Genomic DNA, 26528 nt, shown 5'->3' with positions numbered 1-26528 from the left:
CCTTATGTTTAACAAAATACTTGTGGTTTGTGTGGGGAACGTCTGCCGTTCCCCCACGGCAGAGCGTCTGCTCAAGAACTATCAGCCCGGACTCACGGTGGAGTCGGCGGGACTTGGCGCGCTGGTTGGCCGCGAGGCGGATGCCAGCGCTCTGGAGATCGCCCGCGCGCACGACCTGTCGCTGGAGGGCCACTGCGCCCGCCAGGTCACCGGCAAAATGTGCCGTGGCTACGATCTGATCCTCGCCATGGAAAAGCGTCATATCCACTCGCTGTGCGAACTTGCCCCGGAAATGCGCGGCAAGGTGATGCTGTTTGGGCACTGGGATAACGAGCGCGAGATCCCTGACCCCTTCCGCAAAAGCCGCGAGGCCTTTGAAGCGGTATACGACCTTCTCGACCTTTCTGCCCGTAAGTGGGCGCAAGCACTGACAGCTCAGCAGGGATAACAATGACAGAACAAGTAAAACATTCTGCCGCCTCGACTGAGGGCAATGATGAAATCGATATCGGCCGCCTGATCGGCACGGTCATTGAGGCCCGCTGGTGGGTGCTGGGGACCACCGCGGTCTTCGCGACCATCGCTATCGTTTACGTCATGTTCGCTACGCCTATCTACAGCGCGGATGCGATGGTGCAGATAGAGCAAAACTCCACCAGCTCGCTGGTTCAGGATATCAACAGCGCCCTGAACAGTAAGCCCCCCGCCTCCGAGGCGGAAATGCAGCTGATTCAGTCGCGTCTGGTGTTGGGCAAAACCGTAGACGATCTCGACCTGGACATTGCGGTTGAGAAGAACCACTTCCCGGTGTTCGGCGCCGGTTGGGACCGTCTGATGGGCCGTCAGGATGATACCGTGAAGGTCACCACCTTTAATCTGCCTGCAGGCGGAGCAAAGCAGACCTGGACCGTGGAAGTGGTGGATGACACCCACTATCTGCTGAGCAACGACGACGGCTTCAGCGCCCGCGGCGAAGTCGGAAAACCGCTGAACAAAGATGGCGTGACCATGAAGATAGACGCCATTCACGCCTCGCCAGGCAGCGATTTCACCGTGACCAAATATTCCACTCTGGGCATGATTAAATCGCTGCAGGGTAACCTGAGCGTGACTGAAAGCGGTAAGGATACCGGCGTGATGACCCTGACCTTCACCGGTGAGGATCGCGATCAGATTCGTGACATTCTGAATGCCATCACCCGTAACTACCAGGCGCAGAACATCGAGCGTAAATCGGCTGAAGCCTCACACAGCCTGAAATTCCTCGATAAACAGCTGCCGGAGGTGCGCGGCCATCTGGACGAGGCGGAAAACAAGCTTAATGCCTACCGTCAGAACAAAGATTCCGTGGATCTGCCGCTGGAGGCCAAATCGGTACTCGATTCGGTGGTGAACATCGACGCCCAGCTTAACGAACTGACCTTTAAAGAGGCCGAAATCTCCAAGCTGTATACCAAGCGTCACCCGGCCTACCGCACCCTGCTGGAAAAACGTCGAGTGCTGGAAGATGAGAAAGCGAAGCTGAATTCGCGTATCAGCGATATGCCGCAGACCCAGCAGGAGATCGTGCGTCTGACCCGCGACGTGGAGTCCGGTCAACAGGTCTATATGCAACTGCTGAATAAACAGCAGGAGCTGAAGATCACCGAAGCCAGCACCGTGGGTAACGTGCGTATCGTCGACCCGGCCATTACCCAGCCGGGCGCGGTGAAGCCAAAGTCGGCGCTGGTGATTCTGGGCAGCATTATTCTGGGCCTGATGCTGTCGATTATCGGCGTACTGCTGCGCGCCATCCTGAACCGCGGTATCGAAAGTCCGCAGGCGCTGGAAGATGCGGGCCTCAACGTTTATGCCAGCATCCCGCTTTCCGACTGGCAGAAAGAGCGCGATACCGTTAAGACCATCAAGGGCGAGAAGCGCTACAAGCAGAGCCAGCTTCTGGCGGTGGGCAATCCGACCGACCTTGCCATCGAGGCGATCCGCAGCCTGCGTACCAGCCTGCACTTCGCCATGATGCAGTCCAGCAATAATGTGCTGATGCTTTCCGGGGTCAGCCCCTCCATCGGTAAAACCTTTGTGGCGGCCAACCTGGCGGCGGTTATCAGCCAGACCAATAAGCGGGTGCTGCTGATCGACTGTGATATGCGTAAAGGCTATACCCATGAACTGCTGGGCACCACCAACGCCCATGGCCTGTCTGACCTGCTGGTCGGGCAGGGGGACATTGCCAGCGCGGTTCAGAAAACTTCCATTCCGGGCTTTGACCTGGTACCGCGCGGCCAGGTGCCGCCGAACCCTTCCGAGCTGCTGATGAGCGAGCGTTTTGAAGCGCTGGTGAAGTGGGCCAGTCAGCACTACGACATGGTGGTTATCGATACCCCGCCGATCCTGGCGGTGACCGATGCCGCCGTAGTGGGTCGTCTGGCGGGCACGACGCTTGTGGTAGCGCGTTATGCCATGAACACCCTGAAAGAGGTGGAAACCAGCGTCGGTCGCTTCGAACAGAACGGCATCAAGGTTCGCGGCGTGATTCTGAACTCCGTCTTCCGTCGGGCTTCCGGCTACCAGGACTATGGCTATTACGAGTATGAGTACAAGTCAGAGAGCCGCTGAGTTTCTGCCCGAACGCCAGGGCATCAGTGGGGCCGCGCTTTGGGGCGGCCCTGACGGCAAATATGATTTGAGGAAAAGATAAAAAATGGTCAATCAAACGCGTCCTCTGGTTTCAATCTATATGCCTACCTGGAATCGTCAGCAACTGGCCATTCGCGCCATTAAATCGGTGCTGCGCCAGGATTACGATAACTGGGAGATGATCATTGTCGATGACTGCTCCTCCTCTTATGAGCAGTTGCAGCAGTTTGTGAGCGAGCTGAACGACTCCCGGGTGACCTACGTTCACAACGAGATTAACTCCGGCGCCTGTGCGGTGCGCAACCAGGCGATTCTGCAGGCGAAAGGCGAATTTATTACCGGAATTGACGACGACGACGAATGGACGCCGAACCGGCTCTCGGTGTTCCTGGAACACCGGCATCAGCTGGTGACCCACGCCTTTTTGTATGCCAACGACTATGTGTGCAGAGGCGAGGTCTATTCTCAGCCGGCCAGCCTGCCGCTATACCCCAAAACGCCGTTTACCCTAAAGCAGTTCTTTAAGCGCAATATTATCGGCAACCAGATCTTTACCTATACCAAACGCTTTCAGGCCAGTCTGTTCGATGTCACGCTGCCTGCAGCCCAGGATTACGACGCCTTCCTGCGCCTGGTGGTGGACAATGGCGCCCCCTGGAAAGTGGAAGAAGCCACCCAGGTACTGCACGTTAACCACGGTGGTTTAAAGATCGGCACCTCGCGCAAGAAATTTGCCGGCTACTTTAATTTCTATCGCAAGCATAAAGATAAATTCGACCGCGGCAGTCGTAAGTATCAGCTGTATACGCTGTATACGATTCGCAACAAGCGGATGTCCCTGCGTACCTGCATGGCGCTGCTGTCGCTGCGTAACACCAAGCGCATGGCTCAGGGCTTTATAGGGAAATAATGATGCATTTACTGGAAGATTTACGCGCTAACTCCTGGAATCCGCGCCCGTGCTTCATGGTGGTTTCTTACCGTATCGCCCATTTTTGCTCGGTCTGGCGTAAGAAAAACGTCCTGAACAACCTGTGGGCCGCGCCGGTGCTGATTATGTACCGCTTACTGACCGAATGCCTGTTTGGTTACGAAATTCAGGCTGCGGCAGTTATCGGTCGTCGCTTTACCATTCATCACGGCTACGGCGTGGTCATCAGTAAGTTTGCCGTTATTGGCGATGACTTCGCCATTCGCCATGGCGTGACCATTGGCGGGCGCGGCGGTATTGGCGGTCGTGATAAAAGTCAGTCGCGACCGGTGATCGGTAACCATGTCGAAGTGGGCGCCAACGTGATGCTTATCGGTCCTATTACTATCGGCGATAACGTGGTTATCGGCGCGGGCAGCCTGGTGCTGGACAGTGTGCCGGACAATGCGGTGGTGATGGGCGATAAGGCCAGAGTAAAGGTAGTGAAGTGAATATCTTACAATTTAATGTGCGCCTTGCAGAAGGCGGTGCGGCCGGTGTGGCGCTTGACCTTCATCAGCGGGCACGGGCAGCGGGTCTTTCTTCACGCTTTATATACGGCTACGGCAAAGGCGGCAAAAACAGCGTCAGCCATGACAACTACCCGGACGTAGTCAAACACACGCCGCGTCTGGTCTCTGTCGCCAATATTGTGCTGTTTCGTTTCCTTAATCGCGACCCGTTCGGCAACCTGAATAACCTTTACCGCACGGTGACGCGCTGCGAAGGGCCGGTGGTGCTGCATTTCCATGTGCTGCACAGCTACTGGCTCAACCTGAAAGAGGTGGTGGCGTTCTGCCAGAAGGTGAAGAGCCATAAGCCTGACGTGACCCTGGTCTGGACGCTGCACGATCACTGGAGCGTTACCGGTCGCTGCGCTTTTACCGATGGCTGTGAAGGCTGGAAAAGCGGCTGTAGCGCCTGTCCAACCCTGACCAACTATCCGCCGGTAAAGGTGGATCGCGCCGCCAGTCTGGTGGGCGAAAAGCGCGACCTGTTTCGCAGCATGCTGGGTCTGGGCTGCCGCTTTATTTCGCCAAGTAACCACGTGGCGGAGGCCTTTAACAGCCTGTATGGCGCCGGGCGCTGTAAGGTGATTAACAACGGTATCGACGTGGCCACCGAGGCGATTCTGGCGGATCTACCCGCCGTGGCTCCGGGGCAGGGGGCACCGAAAGTCGCCGTGGTGGCGCACGATTTGCGCTACGACGGTAAAACCGATCAGAAGCTGGTGCGCGAGCTGATGGCGCTGGGCGATAAAATCGAGCTGCACACCTTTGGCAAGTTCTCGCCCTTTGAAGGACCGAACGTGATCAACCACGGTTTTATGACCGATAAGCGCGCCCTGATGAGCGAGCTGAACCAGATGGATTCTCTGGTGTTCAGCTCGCGGGTGGACAACTATCCGCTGATTCTGTGTGAAGCGCTGTCGATTGGGGTACCTGTTATCGCTACCCACAGCGACGCCGCCCGTGAAGTGCTGGCCAGAACCGGCGGGCGCACCTTTAGCGCGCAAGAGGTGGCGGCGCTGGCCCAGTTGCCGAAGGCGCAGCTGGCCCAGGCGGTCTTTGACTGCGACCTTGCGGCGTTTATGGCCGAATCGCGCAAGGCCTATAGCGGAAAACAGATGCTGGAGGAGTATGTCTCGTTCTATCAGAGTCTGTAGCTACCTGCTGTTACCCATTATCTATCTGCTGGTTAACGTTAAGCTGGTTAACCTGGGTGAAAGCTTCCCTGTCACCATCGTGACCTTTCTGCCGGTTATTTTGCTGCTGTTTATGGAACGCATCAGCCTGAAAAAGCTGATGATAGCACTGGGGATCGGCGCCGGGCTGACGTTGTTCAACTACATCTTCGGCCAGTCGCTGGATGCCAGTAAGTATGTCACCTCAACGATGCTGTTCGTCTATATCGTCATCATTATCGGGATGACCTGGAGCATTCGCTTTAAGACGGTTTCACAGCGTAACCATCGAAAATTGTTGAGAATGTTCTATATCGTTATCGGCATTGTGGTGAGTATCGCTGCGGTAGAGATGATTGAGATTATCCTTACTGGTGGAAGTAGCCTGCTTAAAACAATCTCTGGTTATTTGATATACAGTAATAGCTATGTTCTGAATTTTATTAAATTCGGCGGGAAACGTACTACGGCTCTCTATTTTGAACCCGCATTCTTTGCATTGGCATTAATCTCAATTTGGCTTTGCGTAAAGCAGTTCGGTATCAAAACCCCCAAGACTGATGCTATGATTTTGTTAGGCATAGTTCTTTCAGGGTCTTTCTCCGGGGTGATGACCTTTATTATGTTCTATCTGCTGGAGTGGGGCTTTAAGTACCTGAATGCCAACGCAATAAGGAAGAAGTTACCGCTGGCGATTATTTCGCTAGGGGCCTTTATGGTCGGACTGGTATTTGGCTTCCCGTATATCGCCGACCGTATTGGTGATTTAGGGACCGAAGGATCGTCATCTTACTATCGTATTGTCGGGCCGCTGGTGATGGTCGGATACTCCCTGACCAATATTGATGGTGTAGTGCGATTTGGTTCTCTTTACGAATATGTCGCATCATTCGGAATTTTTAACGGTGCGGACGTCGGTAAAACCATAGACAATGGGCTGTATCTGCTAATCATCTATTTTTCATGGTTTGCGATTATTCTTACCGCCTGGTATATGGCACGGATTGTAAAAATGTTCCGCGGAGCCTTTGGCAATAACCAGAACTTCCGCGTACAGCTTTGGCTGTTTATGCCATTGTCGTTGTTTTTTACCGGCTCAATATTTAGTCCGGAATATGCGTTCTTAATCGTCTGTCCGTTTATTCTGCGTAAAGCGTTAAACAACACAGACTCCTTATGAGGTCAGATATGATTCTGTTAAGCGTGATTACTGTCGCCTGGAAAAATTATGAAGGGGTGGTGAAAACCTGGCAGTCGCTGGCTCATCTGGCAGATACCCCGGGGATCGAGTTCGAGTGGATCGTGGTAGATGGCGACTCGCAGGACGGTACCCGCGAATTTCTGGAAAACCTGAACGGACAGTACCAGTTACGCTACCTCAGCGAGAAAGATAACGGCATCTATGACGCCATGAACAAGGGCATTGCGATGTCTCGTGGGCGTTACGCCATCTTCCTGAACTCCGGCGATGTCTTCCACCAGAACGTCGGCGAAGTGGCGCAACAGCTGGCGCAGCAAAAACAGGATCGCGCCATGTATCTTGGCGATGCGCTGTTGGATTTCGGCGATGGTAATAAAGTGCGTCGTAGCGCTAAAAGCGGCTGGTACATATACCACAGCCTGCCCGCCAGCCATCAGGCGATCTTTTTCCCGGTGAATGGGCTTAAGCAATATCCCTACGATCTGCAATATAAAGTCTCTTCCGATTACGCGCTGGCCGCCAGAATGTATAAAGAGGGCTACCCCTTTAAACGCCTCAAAGGGCTGGTATCTGAATTTTCTATGGGCGGCGTCTCGACCTCGAATAATCTTGAGTTATGCCGCGATGCTAAAAAAGTACAGCGTCGGATATTACGGGTGCCAGGTTTTCTGGCTGAAATTTCATATCAATTTCGGTTACGGACCACCGGTAAAGCTAAGGCGCTGTATAACAAGGCATAACGCAATTATCAGGAAATAATATGCAGGAGTTACGTGGATTCTCGGTGCCGAAAGGCTTCCGGGGAGGGCATCCTATTAAGGTTCAACTGTGGTGGGCGGTACAGGCAACGTTATTTGCATGGTCCCCACAAATACTCTACCGGTGGCGCGCTTTTTTATTACGGCTGTTCGGCGCACGAATTGGAAAAAATGTGGTTATTCGCCCATCGGCGAAAATTACCTACCCGTGGAAATTAACCCTTGGCGATTATGCCTGGGTAGGCGACGACGCGGTGTTATACAACCTGGGCGATATTTCCATCGGCGCTAACGCCGTGGTTTCACAGAAATGTTATCTGTGCACCGGCAGTCACGATTATATGAGCGAGCATTTCGATATTAACGCCACCCCAATTGTGATTGGCGAGAAATGTTGGCTGGCGACGGATGTCTTCGTCGCGCCCGGCGTTGAAATTGGCGCCGGCACCGTGGTGGGGGCCCGTAGCAGCGTATTTAAGTCGCTGCCGGCCAACGCCATTTGTCGGGGCAACCCGGCGCAGGTAGTACGCAATCGAACGCCGGAATAAATAAACGGCGTAGAAAAAACCAGGGTTTTTGCACACTCACGGCTCAATGTCGAGCCTGGCGCTAAGACATAGCCCGACATAATACAGAGGATAAAATTTTATGAGTAAAGTGGCTCTCATTACCGGCGTAACCGGGCAGGATGGCTCTTATCTGGCTGAATTACTGCTTGAGAAGGGGTATGAAGTGCACGGTATCAAACGCCGCGCGTCCTCCTTTAATACCGAGCGCGTCGACCACATTTATCAGGATCCCCATGCCAGCAACCCGAAGTTCCACCTGCACTATGGCGATCTGACCGACTCCTCTAACCTGACCCGCATTCTGAAAGAGGTGCAGCCGGACGAGGTCTATAACCTTGGCGCTATGAGCCACGTCGCGGTTTCTTTCGAATCGCCGGAATACACCGCGGACGTGGATGCCATCGGCACCCTGCGCCTGCTGGAAGCCATCCGCTTCCTGGGTCTGGAGAAGAAAACCCGTTTCTATCAGGCTTCTACTTCTGAACTCTATGGTCTGGTGCAGGAAATCCCCCAGAAAGAGACCACGCCGTTCTACCCGCGTTCTCCGTATGCGGTCGCCAAACTGTACGCTTACTGGATCACCGTCAACTACCGTGAATCCTACGGCATGTACGCCTGTAACGGCATTCTGTTCAACCATGAATCTCCGCGCCGTGGCGAAACCTTCGTGACCCGTAAGATCACCCGCGCTATCGCCAACATCGCTCAGGGTCTGGAGAAGTGCCTGTACCTTGGCAACATGGATTCCCTGCGTGACTGGGGCCATGCCAAAGATTACGTGAAAATGCAGTGGATGATGCTGCAGCAGGAGCAGCCGGAAGACTTCGTTATCGCAACGGGCGTTCAGTATTCGGTACGTCAGTTCGTGGAAATGGCGGCGGCGAAGCTGGGTATCAAACTGCGCTTTGAAGGTGAAGGCGTGGATGAGAAAGGCATCGTTGAATCGGTCACCGGTCATGACGCACCGGGCGTGGCGCCGGGCGATGTGATTGTCTCTGTTGACCCGCGTTACTTCCGTCCGGCGGAAGTGGAAACCCTGCTGGGCGATCCGACCCTTGCGCACGAAAAACTGGGCTGGAAACCGGAAACCACCCTGCAGGAGATGGTCTCCGAAATGGTCGCTAAAGATCTCGAAGCCGCGAAGAAGCACTCGCTGCTGAAGTCTCACGGCTATGAGGTGGCCATCGCGCTGGAGTCCTGAGCATGACGAAACAACGGATCTTTGTGGCCGGCCACCGTGGAATGGTGGGGTCGGCCATCGTCCGCCAGCTGGAGCAGCGCGGGGACGTTGAGCTGGTGCTGCGCGGTCGTGACGAGCTGAATCTGCTGGACGGCGCCGCCGTGGACGCTTTCTTTGCCCGCGAGGCCATCGACCAGGTTTACCTGGCGGCGGCCAAAGTGGGGGGAATTGTCGCCAACAATAGCTTTCCGGCGGACTTCATCTACCAGAACATGATGATCGAGAGCAACATCATTCACGCGGCCCACAGCCACAACGTGAATAAGCTGCTGTTCCTGGGATCGTCCTGTATCTACCCGAAGATGGCCAACCAGCCGATCAAGGAGAGCGAGCTGCTGCAGGGTACGCTTGAGCCGACCAACGAGCCCTACGCTATCGCCAAGATCGCGGGTATTAAGCTGTGCGAATCCTACAACCGTCAGTATGACCGGGACTATCGCTCGGTGATGCCGACCAACCTGTACGGACCGAACGACAACTTCCACCCGAGCAACTCCCACGTGATCCCGGCGCTGCTGCGTCGCTTTCACGAGGCGACCCGGGAGAATGCGCCGGACGTGGTGGTGTGGGGCAGCGGTACGCCGATGCGCGAATTCCTGCACGTGGACGATATGGCGGCAGCCAGCATCCACGTGATGGAGCTGGATCGCGAAGTGTGGCAGGAGAACACCGAGCCGATGCTGTCGCATATCAACGTCGGCACCGGGGTGGACTGCACCATTCGCGAGCTGGCCCAGACCGTGGCCAAAGTGGTGGGCTATCGCGGCCGCATCGTGTTCGATGCCTCGAAGCCGGACGGCACGCCGCGCAAGCTGTCGGACGTCAGCCGCCTGCACAGCCTGGGCTGGTTCCATGAAATCGGTCTGGAGCCGGGACTGGCCAGCACCTATCAGTGGTTCCTCGAAAACCAGCAGCGGTTCCGGGGGTAAGGATGTTCCTGAGCGAGGCGGATTTCGCCACGGTGGTGCGTAGCACGCCGTTAATCTCCATCGATTTGATCGTGGAGAACGAACGCGGGGAGTTCCTGGTTGGGCGGCGTAACAACCGCCCGGCACAGGGTTACTGGTTTGTTCCGGGCGGCCGGGTACAGAAGGACGAAACGCTGAGTTCCGCCTTCGGGCGTCTGACCCTGAATGAGCTGGGTAAAGCCTTTACCCTGGACGAGGGGCGCTTTTATGGGGTCTGGCAGCACTTCTACGACGACAACTTTTCGGGAAGTGACTTTTCGACCCACTACATCGTGCTGGGTTTCCGGCTGACGGTGAAGGAGGGCGAGCTGCAACTGCCCACCGAACAGCATAACGACTATCGCTGGCTGTTACCGGACGCGCTGGTTGAGAACGATAAGGTCCATGACAACAGTCGCGCTTACTTCCTGGAAGAGCGCAAGCGCGAGGTTCCCGGTCTATGAAGATTCTGGTCTACGGCATTAACTACTCCCCGGAGCTGACCGGTACTGGCAAATACACCGGTGAGATGGTGGCGTGGATGGCTGACCAGGGCCACGAGGTGCGGGTGATTACCGCACCGCCTTATTACCCGGAGTGGCAGGTGCGTACTGACTACTCGGGCTGGAAATATCGAAAAGAGCAGGGGGCGGCCACCGTCTGGCGCTGCCCGATGTATGTGCCGAAGCAGCCTTCGACCCTGAAGAGACTGGTTCACCTGGGCAGTTTTGCCCTGAGCTCTCTGTTTCCTCTGCTGGCCCAGCGGCGCTGGAAGCCGGACCGGATCATCGGCGTGGTGCCGACTCTGTTCTGCACCCCGGGGATGCGGCTGCTGGCTGCACTTACCGGTGCCCGTACGGTGCTGCATATTCAGGATTATGAAGTGGACGCCATGCTGGGTCTGGGTATGGCGGGCAAAGAGAAGGGCGGCAGGGTCGCGCGGCTGGCCAGCGCTTTTGAGCGCAGCGGGCTGCACAACGTAGACCATGTCTCCACCATCTCCCGTTCGATGATGAATAAAGCCATCGAAAAAGGGGTGGCGCCTGAGCGGGTGATCTTCTTCCCCAACTGGTCGGAAGTGGCGCGCTTTCACGATGTCACTGCTGAGCAGGCCGATGCATTACGCGACCGATTGGGGCTGGATGAACAGAAAAAAATCATCCTCTATTCCGGCAACATCGGTGAAAAGCAGGGGCTGGAGAATGTGATTGAAGCGGCTAAACGCCATAGCGATCGGCCCTGGCAGTTTGTGATTGTCGGCCAGGGGGGCGGTAAGGCCCGGCTGGCGCAGATGGTGGCCGATTACGGTCTGGATAACGTGAGTTTCCTGCCGCTTCAGCCTTATGAAGATTTGCCTGCGCTACTCAAGATGGCCGACTGCCATCTGGTGATTCAGCGCCGCGGCGCAGCCGATGCGGTACTGCCGTCGAAGCTGACCAATATTCTGGCGGTGGGCGGCAATGCGGTGATTACAGCCGAAGCGCCCACCGAACTGGGGCAGCTGTGCCTGGAGCATCCCGGTATCGCGGCCTGTGTAGAGCCGGAATCGGTGGATGCCCTGAGCGCAGGTATCGAAGCCTGCCTGTTAATGCCAAAACAGAACACGGTGGCACGTGAATATGCCGAACGCATGCTCGATAAAGAGAGCGTGTTAAGTCAATTTATTGCTGATATACGGGGATAACGATGAGTCAGTCACAACTCTATCCGGTGATCATGGCGGGGGGCTCTGGTAGCCGTCTCTGGCCCCTTTCCCGGGTGCTCTATCCCAAACAGTTCCTGTGCCTGAAGGGTGAACTCACCATGCTGCAGGCCACTATCAACCGCCTGAACGGCGTGGCCTGTGAAAGCCCGGTAGTTATCTGCAACGAGCAACATCGTTTTATCGTCGCCGAACAGCTGCGTCAGCTAAATAAGCTGACCGAAAACATTATTCTGGAGCCCGCCGGGCGCAATACCGCTCCGGCCATCGCCCTGGCGGCGCTGGCGGCGCGCCGCAGCAGCCCGGATCAGGACCCGCTGATGCTGGTGCTGGCCGCCGACCACATGATTGACAACGAAGCGGCCTTCCGCAATGCGGTGGTGGAAGCGATGCCGTTTGCCGAAAGCGGCAAGCTGGTGACCTTCGGCATTGTGCCGAATCAACCGGAAACCGGCTACGGCTACATTCGCCGCGGTGAAGTGTGCGATCGGGAGGCTGACGCCCTGGCCTTTGACGTGGCGCAGTTCGTGGAAAAACCGGACCTGGCTACCGCCGAAGGCTATGTCTCCTGCGGCGAATACTACTGGAACAGCGGCATGTTCCTGTTCCGCGCCGGTCGTTATCTGGAAGAGCTGGCGAAGTATCGCCCCGATATTATGCAAGCCTGCGAACAGGCGATGGCCGGTTGCGATCCCGATCTCGACTTCGTGCGGGTGGATGAAAAAGCGTTCCTCGCCTGCCCGGATGAGTCCATCGACTATGCGGTGATGGAAAAGACCGCCGATGCGGTAGTGGTGCCGATGGACGCAGGCTGGAGCGATGTTGGCTCCTGGTCCTCACTGTGGGAAATCAGCCAGCGCAGCGAAGAGGGCAACGTTCACCACGGCGATGTGATAAGCCATGGTTCGGAAAACAGCTACGTTTACGCCGAATCCGGCCTGGTCACCACCGTGGGCGTGAAGGATCTGGTCGTGGTACAGACCCGGGACGCGGTGCTGATTGCCGACCGCCATCAGGTGCAGGACGTGAAAAAAGTGGTGGAGCGCATTAAGGCCGACGGCCGTCATGAGCATCATATTCACCGCGAAGTCTATCGCCCCTGGGGCAAATATGACTCCATCGACGCCGGTCAGCGTTATCAGGTGAAAAGAATCACCGTGAAGCCGGGAGAAGGGCTGTCGCTACAGATGCACCATCATCGCGCCGAACACTGGATTGTGGTGGCGGGGACCGCGCAGGTCACCATCGACGATAAAGTCAGCCTGCTGGGCGAAAACGAGTCCATCTATATCCCGCTGGGGGCGACCCACTGTCTGGAAAACCCCGGCAAGATTCCACTGGAACTGATTGAAGTACGCTCCGGCGCTTACCTGGAAGAGGATGACATCGTGCGATTCCAGGATCGCTACGGACGCGTCTGACGCCCCAGGCCGGGGACCCCAATAAAAATCGCCTGCATGCTCTCCCAGGCCCGGGAGAGCGGGTGGGTGTTGCCAGAATAAGGGAAAATAACGATGACCAAACTAACCTGCTTTAAAGCCTACGACATTCGTGGCCGACTTGGGGATGAACTGAACGAGGATATCGCCTGGCGCATTGGCCGCGCCTATGGCGAGTACCTGAAACCGCAGACCATTGTGCTGGGGGGCGACGTGCGCCTGACAAGCGAGGCGTTGAAGCTGGCGCTGGCGAAAGGGCTGCAGGACGCCGGGGTGGATGTGCTGGATATCGGTCTTTCCGGCACCGAAGAGATCTACTTCGCCACTTTCCATCTGGGCGTGGACGGCGGCATTGAAGTGACCGCCAGCCATAACCCGATGGATTACAACGGCATGAAACTGGTGCGCAAGGGTGCTCGTCCTATAAGCGGTGACACCGGCCTGCGCGATGTCCAGCGCCTGGCGGAAGCTAACGACTTCCCGCCGGTCGACGAATCACGCCGCGGCAGCTATAAGCAGCTCGACCTGCGCGACGCCTATATCGATCATCTGTTCTCTTACATCAATACCGCTAACCTGAAGCCGCTGAAACTGGTGATTAACTCCGGTAACGGCGCGGCGGGCCCGGTGGTGGATGCTATCGAAGCACGCTTTAAGGCGCTGAATCTGCCGGTCTCCTTTATTAAGGTGCACAACACGCCGGACGGTAACTTCCCGAACGGTATCCCCAACCCGCTGTTGCCGGAATGCCGGGCAGATACCAGCAATGCGGTGATTGAACACGGCGCTGATATGGGGATCGCCTTTGACGGCGACTTCGACCGCTGCTTCCTGTTCGATGAAAAAGGGCAGTTTATTGAAGGCTACTACATTGTCGGCCTGCTGGCGGAAGCCTTCCTGGAAAAAGAGCAGGGGGCGAAGATCATTCACGATCCGCGTCTTTGCTGGAACACCGAAGATGTGGTGACCGGCGCAGGCGGAGTACCCGTGATGTCGAAAACCGGCCACGCCTTTATTAAGGAGCGGATGCGCGCCGAAGACGCCATTTACGGCGGCGAGATGAGCGCCCATCACTACTTCCGCGACTTCGCTTACTGCGACAGCGGCATGATCCCGTGGCTGCTGGTGACGGAACTGCTGTGCCTGAAGGGTAAGACCCTGGGTTCACTGGTTGAAGAACGCATTGCGGCCTTCCCGGCCAGCGGCGAAATCAACAGCAAACTGGCGGATCCTGCGGCTTCCATCGAGCGGGTAAAACAGCGCTTTATCGATGAAGCTCAGGAAGTGGACTACACCGACGGGCTGAGCATGGCCTTCGGCGACTGGCGCTTTAACCTGCGTAGCTCCAACACTGAACCGGTGGTGCGTCTGAACGTGGAGTCCCGTGCCGATCGTGCACTGATGGCGGCCCGTACTGAAGAGATCGTGGCGTTACTGAATGGCCCGGAGCTGCGATAGTTTCCCCCCGGCCCTCCAGGGGGAGGGCCGGGAAGAGGTCGTTAACTGCCGCGTAAGGCAAAATACAGGAACAACGATGACGACTCTAAAAAAGCGTGAGCGATCTAAGACCAATGCATCGTTAATTTCTATGGTGCAGCGGTTTTCCGACATCAGCATTATGTTTGTCGGCTTGTGGCTGGTCTGCCGGATCAACGCGCTACCCTTCTTTTATGTCTACCTGCTGATGGCCCTGATGACTCTGGTGGTGTTCCAGATGATTGGCGGGATCACCGACTTTTACCGCTCGTGGCGCGGAGTGCGGATCTCGACAGAACTGCTGATGCTGCTACAGAACTGGACCCTGAGTCTGGTATTCAGCGCCGGACTGCTGGCCTTTAACGATGACTTTAAAGCCAGCTTCGGTATCTGGCTTAGCTGGTATCTGCTGTCCAGCACCGGTCTGGTAGTGTGCCGCTCCTGCATTCGCTATGGGGCGGGATGGATGCGCAACCACGGTTACAACACCCGTCGGGTGGCGATTGCCGGCACGCTGCCGGTGGGCGCCGAACTGATGGAAAGCTTCCGCAACGAGCCGTGGCTTGGCTTCGAGGTGATGGGGGTGTATCACGATCCGCATCCCGGCGGCGTACCGCCCTCCTGGGCAGGCAACTTCGACCAGCTGGTAGAAGACGCCCGGGCTGGCAAGATCCACAACGTCTATATCGCCATGGCGATGAAAGATGAGGTTCACATCCGTAAGCTGGTGCGCTCCCTGAGCGATACCACCTGCTCGGTGATGCTGATCCCCGACGTCTTTACCTTCAATATCCTGCATTCCCGTACCGACGAGGTGAATGGGGTGCCGGTGGTGCCGCTGTTTGATACTCCGCTCAATGGAGTCAACCGCATCATCAAGCGGATCGAAGATATCGTGCTGTCGTCGCTGATTCTGCTGCTGATCTCGCCGGTGCTGTGCGCCATTGCGCTGGCGGTCAAGCTGAGCTCTCCCGGCCCGATTATCTTCCGCCAGACCCGCTACGGGATGGATGGCAGAGCCATTAAGGTGTGGAAGTTCCGCTCGATGCGGGTGATGGAAAACGACGCCGTTGTGACGCAGGCCACGAAAGGCGATCCGCGCGTGACCCGGGTGGGCAACTTCCTGCGCCGTACCTCGCTCGATGAGCTGCCGCAGTTTATCAATGTCTTTATGGGCGGTATGTCCATCGTCGGGCCGCGGCCCCACGCGGTGGCCCACAATGAGCAGTATCGTTCCCTGATCGAAGGCTACATGCTGCGCCATAAGGTGAAACCGGGCATTACCGGCTGGGCGCAGATCAACGGCTGGCGCGGCGAAACTGACACCCTGGAGAAAATGGAAAAGCGGGTTGAGTATGACCTGGAGTACATCCGTGAATGGAGCCTCTGGTTCGATATCAAGATTGTGTTCCTGACCATTTTTAAAGGCTTTGTGAATAAAGCGGCCTATTAAGGGGTGCCTGTGAGTCTCAGAGAAAAAACCATCAGCGGCGCCAAGTGGTCCGCCATCTCCACGGTGATTATCATCGGTCTGGGGCTGGTGCAAATGACGATACTGGCGCGGATTATCGACAACCATCAGTTCGGTCTGTTGACGGTGTCGCTGGTGATCATCGCCCTGGCGGATACCCTTTCCGACTTCGGGATTGCCAACTCGATTATTCAGCGTAAGGAGATTGGCAATCTCGAGCTGACCACGCTCTACTGGCTGAACGTTGGGCTGGGTATTGTGGTGTTTATCAGCGTCTTTCTGCTGAGCGACTTTATTGCCGCCATGCTGCATAACCCGGATCTGGCATTGCTGATTAAGACGCTCTCCTTCGCCTTTGTGCTGATCCCCCACGGCCAGCAGTTCCGGGCCCTGATGCAGAAAGAGCTGGAGTTTAACAAGATAGGCGCTATCGAAACCCTGTCGGTGCTGTTTGGCTTCTGCTTTACGGTTATCAGCGCCCACTTCTGGCCGCTGGCGCTGACCGCCATCCTCGGTTATCTGGTCAACACCGCAGTGCGTACCGCGCTGTTCGGCTGGTTTGGTCGTAAGATCTACCGCCCGGGCTTTCGCTTCGCGATTTCGTCGGTCTCTTCCAACCTGCGCTTCGGTGCCTGGCTGACCGCCGACAGTATCATCAACTACATCAATACCAACCTGTCGACCCTGGTACTGGCGCGTATTCTGGGCGCCGCAGTCGCCGGTGGCTATCAACTGGCGTGGAACGTGGCGGTGGTACCGCCAATGAAGCTGAACCCCATCATTACCCGGGTGCTGTTCCCGGCCTTCGCCAAGATTCAGGACGATATCGATAAGCTGCGGGTCAACTTTTTTAAGCTGCTGTCGCTGGTGGGGATTATTAACTTCCCGGCGCTGCTGGGGCTGATGGTGGTCTCGAATAACTTCGTACCGCTGGTGTTTGGCGAAAAGTGGAATTTTATTATCCCGATCCTGCAGCTGCTGTGCGTGGTGGGGCTGCTGCGCGCTATCGGTAATCCCATCGGCTCGCTGCTAATGGCCAAGGCGCGGGTGGATATCAGCTTTAAGTTCAACGTGTTCAAAATCTTCCTGTTTATTCCGGCGATTATCCTGGGCGGCAAATTTGGCGGGGCGCTCGGCGTCACCCTGGGCTTCCTGACGGTGCAGGTGATCAACACCATCCTGAGCTACTTCGTGATGATTAAGCCGGTGCTGGGCTCCAGCTATCGCGATTACATCCTCAGCATATGGCTGCCGTTCCGGCTGTCGATTCCGACGCTGGTCGTCAGCTACGGGCTGGGTCTGGCGCTGAAGGGGCAGATGGCGTTGGGCGCGCTGCTGGCGCTGCAGATTATCGCGGGCGGGCTGGCCTTTGGCGCTGCGCTGATATTGTCGCGCCATCCGCTGGTGGTGGAGCTTAAGCGGCATCTGCCCTTTTTCCCCTCACCCCGCCCCTCTCCCCAGGGGGGAGAGGGAGAAAAGCCCTGAGGGGACGATTGTTGTTACAAGTTTACGCCGACCAACTCCCTCTCCCTTTGGGAGAGGGTTGGGGTGAGGGCATCAGTTGAAGAACCTGTTTAGAGGTCAGAGAATGAAAATATTGATTCTGGGCAACCACACCTGCGGCAACCGCGGTGATGGCGCCATTTTGCGTGGCCTGATTGACGCGATGAACCAGCTTGCTCCCGAAGCGGAGATTGATGTGATGAGCCGCTTCCCAACCAGCTCAACCTGGCTGCTGGGCCAGAAAGTACTGGGCGATCCGCTGTTTGAACAGCGCCGCCGCCTTAATAACGCCGCAGGCTTAGTGGGCCGGGTAAAAAAGGTGCTGCGCCGCCGCTATCAGCACCAGGTGCTACTGGCGAAAGTGACCGAAAGCGGGCGCCTGCGCAATATCTCTCTGCCGGAAGGTTTTACCAACTTCACGGCGCAACTCACACAGTATGACGCCATTATTCAGGTGGGCGGTTCGTTCTTTGTCGATCTCTACGGCGCGCCGCAGTTTGAACACGCGCTGTGCAGCTTTATGGCCAACAAGCCAGTGTTTATGGTGGGCCACAGCGTCGGCCCGTTCCAGGACCCGCAGTTTAACCAACTGGCGAACTACGTGTTCGGCCGCTGCGAAGCCCTGATTCTGCGCGAGCGGGTCAGTCTGGATCTGATGGAAAAAAGCCAGATCGACACCCGTAAAGTGGAACAGGGGGTGGATACCGCCTGGCTGGTGGCTCATCACGACGAAGATTTTGTGGCCAGCTACGCGGTACAGCACTGGCTGGACAAAGCCCGGGGCGACAAGACCGTTGCGATTACTCTGCGCGAACTGTCGCCCTTCGACAAGCGGCTGGGCACCACTCAGCAGGCCTATGAGCAGGCGTTCGCCGGTGTGGTGAATCGAATCATCGAACAGGGTTACCAGGTGCTGGCGCTTTCCACCTGTACCGGCATCGACAGCTATAACAAGGATGACCGGATGGTGGCCCTGAAGCTCACACAACTGGTCGACCGCCCGGAACGCTTCCACGTGGTGATGGATGAGCTCAACGACCTGGAAATGGGCAAAATTCTGGGCGCCTGCGACCTGACTGTTGGCACCCGACTGCACTCTGCCATTATCTCGATGAACTTTAATACGCCAGCCATCGCGCTTAACTACGAGCACAAGTCCGCCGGGATTATGCAGCAGTTGGGGATGCCTGAGATGGCGGTGGATATCCGTCACCTGCTGGATGGCTCCCTGCAGGGCATGGTGTCCGACACCCTCGGTCAGTTGCCCGCCATTAACGACAAGCTGGCACGTGCCGTGGAGCGCGAGCGCGAGGACGGTATGAAGATGGTGGCCTCGGTACTGGAACGTATCCGGGGGGCGAAATGAAGGTTAGTTTCTTCCTGCTGAGATTCCCGGTAGCGTCGGAAACCTTCGTACTGAACCAGATAGCCGCGTTTATCGATATGGGTTACGAGGTGGAAATTGTCGCCATTCACAAGGGCGATATGACCAATACCCATGCGGTATTCGACTACTATCAGCTGGGAGAAAAAACCACCTGGCTGCTGGATGAACCCAACGGCAAGCTGGCTAAACTGAAGAGCCGGGCGATGAACACCCTGCGCGGCGCCGGGCGCCTGCAAACCTGGCGGGCGCTGAACTTCGGTCGCTATGGCGACGAGTCGCGCAATATGATTCTTTCCGCCATCTGTGGCCGCCAGCCGTCGCCCCTGAGCGCCGATGTCTTTATCGCCCACTTCGGACCGGCGGGGGTCACCGCTGCCAAGCTGCGGGAGCTCGGGCTGCTGCGCGGCAAAATCGCCACCGTATTCCATGGGGTTGATGTGTCGCACCGCGATGTGTTGAATCACTACACCCCTGAGTATCAGCAACTGTTTAATCGCGGCGACCTGATGCTGCCTATAAGCCGGTTGTGGGCCAGCCGCCTGCAGCAGATGGGCTGCCCGGCGGAGAAGATCGCGGTATCGCGCATGGGGGTGAATATGGAGAAATTCAGCCTGCGCCCCCTGAAGGCTCCGGGTCAGCCGCTGAAGATGATTTCGGTGGCGCGCCTGACCGAGAAAAAAGGGCTGCATGTGGCCATTGAGGCCTGCCGCCTGTTACGCGAGCGCGGCGTTGATTTCCGCTACCATATCCTGGGCATCGGCCCCTGGGAGCGCCGGTTGCGCACCATGATTGAACAGTTCCAGTTGGAAGAGTATGTGGTGATGCCGGGCTTTAAGCCCAATCACGAAGTGAAGGCGATGCTCGACGAAGCCGATCTGTTCCTGCTGCCTTCGGTAACCGGCGCCGATGGCGATATGGAAGGTATTCCCGTGGCGCTGATGGAGGCCATGGCGGTAGGGATTCCGGTGGTTTCCACGCTGCACAGCGGTATTCCGGAGCTGATTGACGCCAATCGTTCCGGCTGGCTGGTACCGGAGTATGACGCCAGCGCCCTGGCCGACCGGTTAGCGCAGTTCGCCGATGTGGAACAGCAGGAGCTGGGCGCCATGCTTAAGCGCGCCCGGGAAAAAGTCGAAAACGAATTTAACCAGCAGCGCATTTATCGCGAGCTGGCAGGCCTGCTGCAGACGCTGTAAACCCACGCCGATGTTATGAGGATTTATGCACCCTAAAGATAATCCCCGCTTTTCCCTTACCCGCCGTAAGCTGCTGCTGACCGGTTCGGTACTGGCGGCAGCGCCGCTGTTCAACTCCCCGGTAGCGCGGGCCGTGGGGCGTAACGCCGAAGTCAACGTCAATGATTACTACCAGGGCGACTGGCCAGCTGCCTTTAAACAGGCCTTCCGGGAAGGCGATGTGGTGGTGGTTCCGGCAAACGTCAACTGCAAAAAGGTGAATGCGCGCATCTTTATGCCGGAAGGCAAAACCCTGAAGATTGCCGGTGCCATAAAAGGCAATGGCCGCGGGCGCTTTATATTGCGGGACGACTGTAAGATTGTTGGCGAAGGGAAGGGGCGGATGCACAATCTCTGCCTGGATGTGCGCGGCTCGAACTGCGAAATTCGCAATCTGGATATGAGCGGCCACGGGCCGGTGGCGCAGATCTACATTGGCGGCAAGCATAAGCAGGCGCCGATGATAGAAAATCTGACGATCGATAAACTTCACGTCCATAACGCCAACTATGCCATCCTGCGCCAGGGGGCGCGTAACCAGCTGCACGGCGTGCGTATCACCAACTGCCTGTTCAAGCAGCTGCAGGGGGATGCCATAGAGTGGAACGTGGCGCCCCACGACAGCAATATCCGCATCTCTGACCATGTGATCGAAGATATCAACTGTACTAACGGCAAAATTCACTGGGGCATCGGTATCGGTCTGGCGGGTAAAACCTACGACAACCGCTACCCGGAAGAGACCAGCGTAAAGAACTTTGTGGTGGCCAATATCCGCGGTCGTAACTGCCGCCAGCTGGTGCATGTGGAGTGTGGCAAGCACTTCACCATCCGTAACATCAAGGCGGAGAACATCACACCGGCCTTCAGCCGCAAGGCGGGGCTCGACAACGCCACCGTGGCGCTCTACGCCTGCGATAACTTTACCGTTGATAATGTGGATATGGTCAACAGCGCGGGAATACTGGTTGGCTACGGCACCAAACGCGGTAAGTATGTCGCCATCCCGCAGAACTTCCGCATTAACGATATCACCATGGATAACAGCAAACGCGACCTGCCGTGGAAGCTGCGCGGTATGGATATCTCCTGCGGTAACCCGATCTCTTTTGTCTCCCTGACCAATATCAACCTGAAACACGCATCGCTACGGGTGCATAACAAGCCCCAGCACCTGTTTATGCGCAATATCAGTATCGTCCAACCCAAAGAGGATGGACCGGCGCTGGAGCTGAATTTCGACCTGCGTAAAGACGTGCGCGGCCAGTTTATGGCTAAAAAAGATACGCTACTGTCTATGGCTAATATCGACGCGGTAAACGAAGATGGCCAGAGCTCGGTAGACATTGACCATATCGACCATCAAAAGGTTAACACCGGTAAACTGAATTTCGCGGTACCGCAGGTGGCGAAGAAGTAATCGAAACAATCAATTTGCGAAGAATCTTAGGTTTGTCAGGGGGATAAGCGGATTTTTGCTATTTCTTATACCGGATAACCAGCGATAGAATTGATCCATATACCACGATTACGAAAACACGCTGGCATCAGTGTGTGAAAAGATTATAATTCATCAACTATTTAAAGGTGGGACTGAAAATGGTTAATTTGAAAGCGGTTATTCCGGTAGCCGGGCTGGGTATGCATATGCTGCCCGCGACTAAGGCGATTCCAAAAGAGATGCTGCCTATCGTCGATAAGCCGATGATTCAGTACATTGTCGATGAGATTGTCGCTGCCGGTATCAAAGAGATCGTTCTGGTTACCCACTCTTCCAAGAACGCGGTCGAAAACCACTTCGATACCTCCTATGAGCTGGAGTCGCTGCTGGAACAGCGCGTTAAGCGCCAGTTGCTGGCCGAGGTGCAGAACATTTGCCCGCCAGGCGTCACCATTATGAACGTACGCCAGGCAGAGCCGCTGGGGCTGGGCCACTCCATTCTTTGCGCGCGCCCGGCCGTGGGCGATAACCCCTTCGTGGTGGTGCTGCCGGATATCGTACTGGACGACGCCAGCGCCGATCCGCTGCGCTACAATCTGGCCGCCATGGTGGCTCGCTTCCAGGAGTATGGCCGCAGCCAGGTCCTGGCCAAACGGATGTCGAATGGCGATCTTGCTGAATATTCGGTGATCACAACCGTTCAGCCGCTGGAAAATGAAGCCGATCTCAGCCGCATCGTTGAGTTTATCGAAAAACCCGACGAACCCCAGACCCTGAACTCTGACCTGATGGCCGTTGGCCGTTACGTGCTTTCCGCCGATATCTGGGCCGAACTGGAGCGCACCGAAGCGGGCGCCTGGGGCCGTATCCAGCTTACCGACGCCATCGCCGCGCTGAATAAAAAGCAGCCGGTAGAGGCGATGCTGATGACGGGCGACAGCTACGACTGTGGTAAGAAGATGGGCTATATGCAGGCGTTTGTGCAGTATGGACTGCGCAACAATAAAGAAGGCCGGAAGTTCCGTGAAGGCATTGAGAAGTTACTGGCCGAGTAACCGTCACCGCGTGCGGTGGCAGTGATGACCCATTAACGGCAGTCTCAGGCGCTGGTTAACCACCGGCCCGGACTGCCGTTTTTGCTTTGTAAATCAAGGAAATTTTCTGATTAAAACATCTTGGATCTGAGTACAGGTTGCTGAGAGGATGTGTTAATCAAAGCGTTTGATATTGCCGTTATCCTGTCAGTTATGTGCGACAGGTTAGCAGCTGGAAAATCAGGGGCATTGCTGTTATTTCGTGCAATGCCGCGGCGGACATATGCCGTCAGTGTACTGGTAGCTGTAGAGCCAGGGGCGGTAGCTTGTCTCTTCGTTAAAGTAAGTCGTTAAATTATATCTAAGAGTGAATATTATCTGACAGGTAATTACCTCACTGTTTTATTCGTTTCCCTTCTTTAATACGTTCTGAGCTAAGAGAGATTAATTGTGAAGATTCTTGTTACCGGCGGTGCGGGGTTTATTGGATCTGCCGTAGTCCGGCATATTATTAAGGACACACTGGATGAAGTGGTTAACGTTGATAAATTAACCTATGCAGGTAACCTGGAATCTCTCTTGGCCGTAGCAGACAGCGAGCGTTATTGCTTCGAGCAGGCAGACATTTGTGATAAAGCGGCGATGGAACGCATTTTTGCACAGCACAGGCCAGATGCTGTGATGCATCTGGCCGCAGAGAGCCATGTGGATCGCTCTATCTCTGGCCCTGCCGATTTTATTGAAACCAATATTGTTGGGACCTACACGTTGCTGGAAGCCGCTCGTGCTTACTGGTCGTCACTGGATGAAGCCCGTAAGTCTGCTTTTCGTTTCCATCATATTTCCACCGATGAAGTGTATGGTGACCTCCCGCATCCGGATGAGTGGCAAGAGGAGGGGGCGCTACCGCTGTTCACCGAAACGACCGCTTACGCGCCAAGTAGTCCCTATTCAGCATCGAAGGCCTCTAGTGACCATCTGGTTCGGGCGTGGTTACGTACTTATGGATTACCAACAATCGTGACCAATTGTTCAAATAACTATGGTCCATATCATTTCCCGGAGAAGCTGATTCCCCTGGTGATCCTTAATGCTCTGGACGGTAAACCGTTGCCGATCTACGGTAAGGGCGATCAGATTCGTGACTGGCTGTATGTGGAAGACCATGCTCGTGCATTGTATACCGTGGTTACCAAAGGACAGATTGGCGAGACCTATAATATCGGCGGACATAACGAGAAGAAAAACATTGAAGTGGTCCAGACTATCTGCGATCTGCTTGATGAAATAGTACCGAAAGAAGTCTCTTATCGTGAGCAGATCTCTTATGTTGTTGACAGACCTGGTCACGATCGTCGCTATGCGATTGATGCTGCTAAGATCGGTAAGGAACTGGGGTGGAAACCACAGGAAACCTTTGAGAGTGGAATTCGTAAGACAGTACAGTGGTATTTAGTAAATTTGACGTGGTGTGAACGAGTACAAGATGGCTCGTACAGATTCGAGTGAATTTATATCAATTTTGTGGGTTGAAAATGGAAATTATTAAAACTTTTATTGATGATTTAATTGTCATTAAACCAAAAATATTTGGTGATCATCGTGGTTTTTTTTATGAAATGTACAATAAAAAAGCATATGAATATATCGGGATCGCAGACGAATTTGTCCAGGATAATCGTTCCGCCTCACAACAAGGGGTATTACGAGGACTACATTTCCAAACAGAGAATGCTCAAGGAAAGCTAGTTTCTGTGCTGCAGGGAGAAGTTTATGATGTTGCTGTTGATCTTCGTAAAGGGTCAAAAACATTTGGGAAACATTATGGCTTAATATTAAGTGGCGAAAATAAAATACAAATGTATATTCCACCAGGATTCGCTCATGGATTTGTTGTTATTAGTTCATATGCAGAGTTTTGTTATAAATGTACACAATATTATTCTCCTGAGCATGAGTCTGGGATTATTTGGGATGATAAGGATTTATCTATTGATTGGCCAGTGAAAGAACCTATTTTATCAGAAAAAGATAAAAAATTGGATACGTTTGAAAATTATAAGAAAAAAATGGGAATGGCATAACATGAGTATTACCAGTATTATCGGTGGGCATGGATTTGTAGGGCGTGAAATTTGCAAAATACTTGAGAGTATTGGTGGTTCATATAATGTCATTGGCCGGGGCGATGTAATATCTCGCGGTGAGAAGTTCGATCGAATAATATATTGCGCTGGGGAAGGGGATTGTCAAAACAAGCCATTTGATGTTTTTGATGCTAATTGCTCCTTGCTATATCATGTGTTAAAAAACACTAACTTTAATAAATTAGTGTATATTTCATCTACTCGTCTTTATATGAATGGAGATAGTTCTGATGAAAGTAGCAGTTTGCATGTTGAGGATAGTGACAATAGACGTTTGTTTAATTTGACAAAAATGGCTTCGGAAGAGCTTTGTTTAAGGAGTAAAAAGAATATAACTATACTTAGGCCGAGTAATATTTATGGTACAGCGCTTAAGAGCACACTCTTTTTGCCTTCAATTATTAAGGATGCCATCACAAGAGGGGTGGTTAATATGTTTGTAGACAAATCTTATGCAAAGGATTATGTATCGGTTAAAAATGTAGCAGAGGCTTGTGTCAATTTTAGTAGTCGAGATATAGAATATAACAAAATAATAAATGTAGCTTCAGGTAAAAATGTGACAGCAAGTGATCTCGCAAAATTGTTAATTAAAGAAACTAATTGTAAGGTTATTTGGCATGAAACTCCAAATAGAAAGGAGGAGTTTCCTGTTATAAAAAATGAATTACTAAGAAAATACATGCCTGAGATGAAAATTGATGATGTCATGAGAGATATGGAAAGTATGATTTCTCAGTTTAGGATGTGTATGGGAGATGTAAAAAAATGAATATATGTGCGGTTATAGTAACATATAACAGGAAAGAATTACTTCTACGCTGCATAAAGTCTATTTTATCCCAGAATGGTTCTAAGGTTGACAAAATACTAATAATAGATAATGCATCTACTGATGGGGTAAGAGACTATCTTATAGATAATAAAATACTGTCAACTTCTGATGAGTTTTTTCATGATAATATAGCTGTAGAATATGTAAGGCTTGAATCGAATATCGGTGGGGCTGGAGGATTTAATAAAGGACTTAGCATTGCATTTAAGCAGGGGTTTGATTTTTATTGGGTTATGGATGATGATGGGTATCCTGCAGATACCTGTTTGCAGCATCTTTTAAAATACACCGAGCAATTTGATTTTTTAAGTCCTCTGGTTTTGAATGAAAAGAATCACGAAAAATTAAGTTTTGGTATTAATGGTGTTATTTCACTGGAGACAATTCACAAACTTTATTTTGATGTTGACGTTATAGCAAATAAAGCAAATCCATTTAACGGAGTTTTGTTCTCAAGGAAAATGTTAGATTTAATTGGATTGCCTAAATCGGATATGTTCATTTGGGGGGATGAAAATGAGTACCAACAAAGAGCTTTAAAGGCAGGGGTAAATATTGGAACAGTAAAAGATGCGTTCCATTTTCATCCTGAAAACAGAGTTAATTCCAAACTTATCTTTAATAGGATAAAGGTAAATTTGCCCGAGGATAGTTTGAGACGCTATTGCTATTTCAGGAATTATACTTATATAATAAAAAAATATAGCACCAAAGCTTCTCTAATGAGATGGTTTGCTAAGTATATTTTGTTTTTTGTGATTACTTTTGATTTTAATGGATTATCTTTATTTTTTAAAGCAGCAGGTCATGCTCTAACTAATGATTTTACCCATCACAGAGAATATCTGAAATGAT

At 53.9% G+C, this 26528-nt stretch carries 24 protein-coding genes; all 24 read left to right on the top strand.

The window, feature by feature from the left end:
* The first annotated feature begins 4 nt into the window (after nucleotides 1-4).
* The 24 genes from wzb to SCU88_RS16840 all read left to right on the top strand — a co-directional run bounded on the left by wzb (nucleotide 5) and on the right by SCU88_RS16840 (nucleotide 26527).
* On the top strand, nucleotides 5-448 hold the full coding sequence (gene wzb, locus SCU88_RS16955) for a low molecular weight protein-tyrosine-phosphatase Wzb (protein WP_138098314.1): 444 nt from the start codon (nucleotides 5-7) through the stop codon (nucleotides 446-448).
* Between the two features lie 2 nt (nucleotides 449-450).
* On the top strand, nucleotides 451-2613 hold the full coding sequence (gene wzc / locus SCU88_RS16950; RefSeq protein WP_175341110.1) for a tyrosine-protein kinase Wzc: 2163 nt from the start codon (nucleotides 451-453) through the stop codon (nucleotides 2611-2613).
* Between the two features lie 85 nt (nucleotides 2614-2698).
* Complete coding sequence (wcaA, locus tag SCU88_RS16945) at nucleotides 2699-3544, top strand: colanic acid biosynthesis glycosyltransferase WcaA (protein WP_138098310.1); 846 nt, start codon at nucleotides 2699-2701, stop codon at nucleotides 3542-3544.
* Nucleotides 3545-3546: 2 nt separating this feature from the next.
* Complete coding sequence (gene wcaB, locus SCU88_RS16940; protein WP_138099291.1) at nucleotides 3547-4056, top strand: colanic acid biosynthesis acetyltransferase WcaB; 510 nt, start codon at nucleotides 3547-3549, stop codon at nucleotides 4054-4056.
* Nucleotides 4053-5270, top strand: a complete 1218-nt coding sequence (gene wcaC / locus SCU88_RS16935) for a colanic acid biosynthesis glycosyltransferase WcaC (RefSeq protein ID WP_175341109.1) — start codon at nucleotides 4053-4055, stop codon at nucleotides 5268-5270. The genes wcaB and wcaC overlap by 4 nt, the downstream gene beginning before the upstream one ends.
* Nucleotides 5245-6468, top strand: a complete 1224-nt coding sequence (gene wcaD, locus SCU88_RS16930; protein WP_138098305.1) for a colanic acid polymerase WcaD — start codon at nucleotides 5245-5247, stop codon at nucleotides 6466-6468. Before wcaC ends, wcaD begins: the two co-directional genes overlap by 26 nt.
* Nucleotides 6469-6479: 11 nt before the next feature.
* Nucleotides 6480-7229: a colanic acid biosynthesis glycosyltransferase WcaE gene (gene wcaE / locus SCU88_RS16925; protein ID WP_138099290.1), complete on the top strand. Its 750-nt coding sequence runs from the start codon at nucleotides 6480-6482 to the stop codon at nucleotides 7227-7229.
* Between the two features lie 20 nt (nucleotides 7230-7249).
* Nucleotides 7250-7795, top strand: coding sequence for a colanic acid biosynthesis acetyltransferase WcaF (wcaF, locus tag SCU88_RS16920; protein ID WP_175341108.1), 546 nt, complete (start codon nucleotides 7250-7252; stop codon nucleotides 7793-7795).
* A gap of 100 nt (nucleotides 7796-7895) precedes the next feature.
* Complete coding sequence (gene gmd / locus SCU88_RS16915; RefSeq protein ID WP_138098301.1) at nucleotides 7896-9017, top strand: GDP-mannose 4,6-dehydratase; 1122 nt, start codon at nucleotides 7896-7898, stop codon at nucleotides 9015-9017.
* A gap of 2 nt (nucleotides 9018-9019) precedes the next feature.
* Complete coding sequence (gene fcl, locus SCU88_RS16910; RefSeq protein ID WP_138098299.1) at nucleotides 9020-9985, top strand: GDP-L-fucose synthase; 966 nt, start codon at nucleotides 9020-9022, stop codon at nucleotides 9983-9985.
* Between the two features lie 2 nt (nucleotides 9986-9987).
* Nucleotides 9988-10467, top strand: coding sequence for a GDP-mannose mannosyl hydrolase (locus SCU88_RS16905; protein WP_138098297.1), 480 nt, complete (start codon nucleotides 9988-9990; stop codon nucleotides 10465-10467).
* Nucleotides 10464-11687 (top strand): colanic acid biosynthesis fucosyltransferase WcaI, encoded by a 1224-nt coding sequence (wcaI, locus tag SCU88_RS16900; protein WP_175341107.1) that lies wholly within the window; start codon nucleotides 10464-10466, stop codon nucleotides 11685-11687. The genes SCU88_RS16905 and wcaI overlap by 4 nt, the downstream gene beginning before the upstream one ends.
* A gap of 2 nt (nucleotides 11688-11689) precedes the next feature.
* On the top strand, nucleotides 11690-13126 hold the full coding sequence (cpsB, locus tag SCU88_RS16895; RefSeq protein ID WP_431810032.1) for a mannose-1-phosphate guanyltransferase: 1437 nt from the start codon (nucleotides 11690-11692) through the stop codon (nucleotides 13124-13126).
* 93 nt (nucleotides 13127-13219) lie between these two features.
* Nucleotides 13220-14602, top strand: a complete 1383-nt coding sequence (cpsG, locus tag SCU88_RS16890; RefSeq protein WP_138098291.1) for a colanic acid biosynthesis phosphomannomutase CpsG — start codon at nucleotides 13220-13222, stop codon at nucleotides 14600-14602.
* Between the two features lie 76 nt (nucleotides 14603-14678).
* On the top strand, nucleotides 14679-16073 hold the full coding sequence (gene wcaJ, locus SCU88_RS16885) for an undecaprenyl-phosphate glucose phosphotransferase (protein WP_138098289.1): 1395 nt from the start codon (nucleotides 14679-14681) through the stop codon (nucleotides 16071-16073).
* 9 nt (nucleotides 16074-16082) lie between these two features.
* Nucleotides 16083-17576, top strand: coding sequence for an MOP flippase family protein (locus SCU88_RS16880; RefSeq protein ID WP_175341106.1), 1494 nt, complete (start codon nucleotides 16083-16085; stop codon nucleotides 17574-17576).
* Nucleotides 17577-17679: 103 nt separating this feature from the next.
* Nucleotides 17680-18960 carry a colanic acid biosynthesis pyruvyl transferase WcaK gene (wcaK, locus tag SCU88_RS16875; RefSeq protein WP_175341105.1) on the top strand — a complete coding sequence of 427 codons (1281 nt, stop codon included), beginning with the start codon at nucleotides 17680-17682 and terminating at the stop codon, nucleotides 18958-18960.
* Entirely contained in the window at nucleotides 18957-20177 is a 1221-nt protein-coding gene (gene wcaL / locus SCU88_RS16870; RefSeq protein WP_175341104.1) for a colanic acid biosynthesis glycosyltransferase WcaL, read from the top strand. Before wcaK ends, wcaL begins: the two co-directional genes overlap by 4 nt.
* A gap of 25 nt (nucleotides 20178-20202) precedes the next feature.
* A complete protein-coding gene (wcaM, locus tag SCU88_RS16865; RefSeq protein WP_175341103.1) occupies nucleotides 20203-21636 on the top strand; it encodes a colanic acid biosynthesis protein WcaM in 1434 nt (477 codons plus the stop codon).
* Nucleotides 21637-21815: 179 nt separating this feature from the next.
* Nucleotides 21816-22712: a UTP--glucose-1-phosphate uridylyltransferase GalF gene (gene galF, locus SCU88_RS16860; protein ID WP_175341102.1), complete on the top strand. Its 897-nt coding sequence runs from the start codon at nucleotides 21816-21818 to the stop codon at nucleotides 22710-22712.
* A gap of 429 nt (nucleotides 22713-23141) precedes the next feature.
* Nucleotides 23142-24200: a dTDP-glucose 4,6-dehydratase gene (rfbB, locus tag SCU88_RS16855; RefSeq protein ID WP_175341101.1), complete on the top strand. Its 1059-nt coding sequence runs from the start codon at nucleotides 23142-23144 to the stop codon at nucleotides 24198-24200.
* Between the two features lie 26 nt (nucleotides 24201-24226).
* Nucleotides 24227-24775 carry a dTDP-4-dehydrorhamnose 3,5-epimerase gene (rfbC, locus tag SCU88_RS16850; RefSeq protein WP_175341100.1) on the top strand — a complete coding sequence of 183 codons (549 nt, stop codon included), beginning with the start codon at nucleotides 24227-24229 and terminating at the stop codon, nucleotides 24773-24775.
* 1 nt (nucleotide 24776) lies between these two features.
* Entirely contained in the window at nucleotides 24777-25610 is an 834-nt protein-coding gene (locus tag SCU88_RS16845) for an NAD-dependent epimerase/dehydratase family protein (RefSeq protein WP_175341099.1), read from the top strand.
* A complete protein-coding gene (locus SCU88_RS16840) occupies nucleotides 25607-26527 on the top strand; it encodes a glycosyltransferase (protein ID WP_175341098.1) in 921 nt (306 codons plus the stop codon). Before SCU88_RS16845 ends, SCU88_RS16840 begins: the two co-directional genes overlap by 4 nt.
* Nucleotide 26528 lies beyond the last annotated feature (1 nt).

Source organism: Jejuibacter sp. L23, from assembly GCF_050815825.1.
Taxonomy (GTDB): Bacteria; Pseudomonadota; Gammaproteobacteria; order Enterobacterales; family Enterobacteriaceae; genus Jejubacter; species Jejubacter calystegiae.
This window is presented reverse-complemented; position numbering and strand designations above follow the sequence as displayed.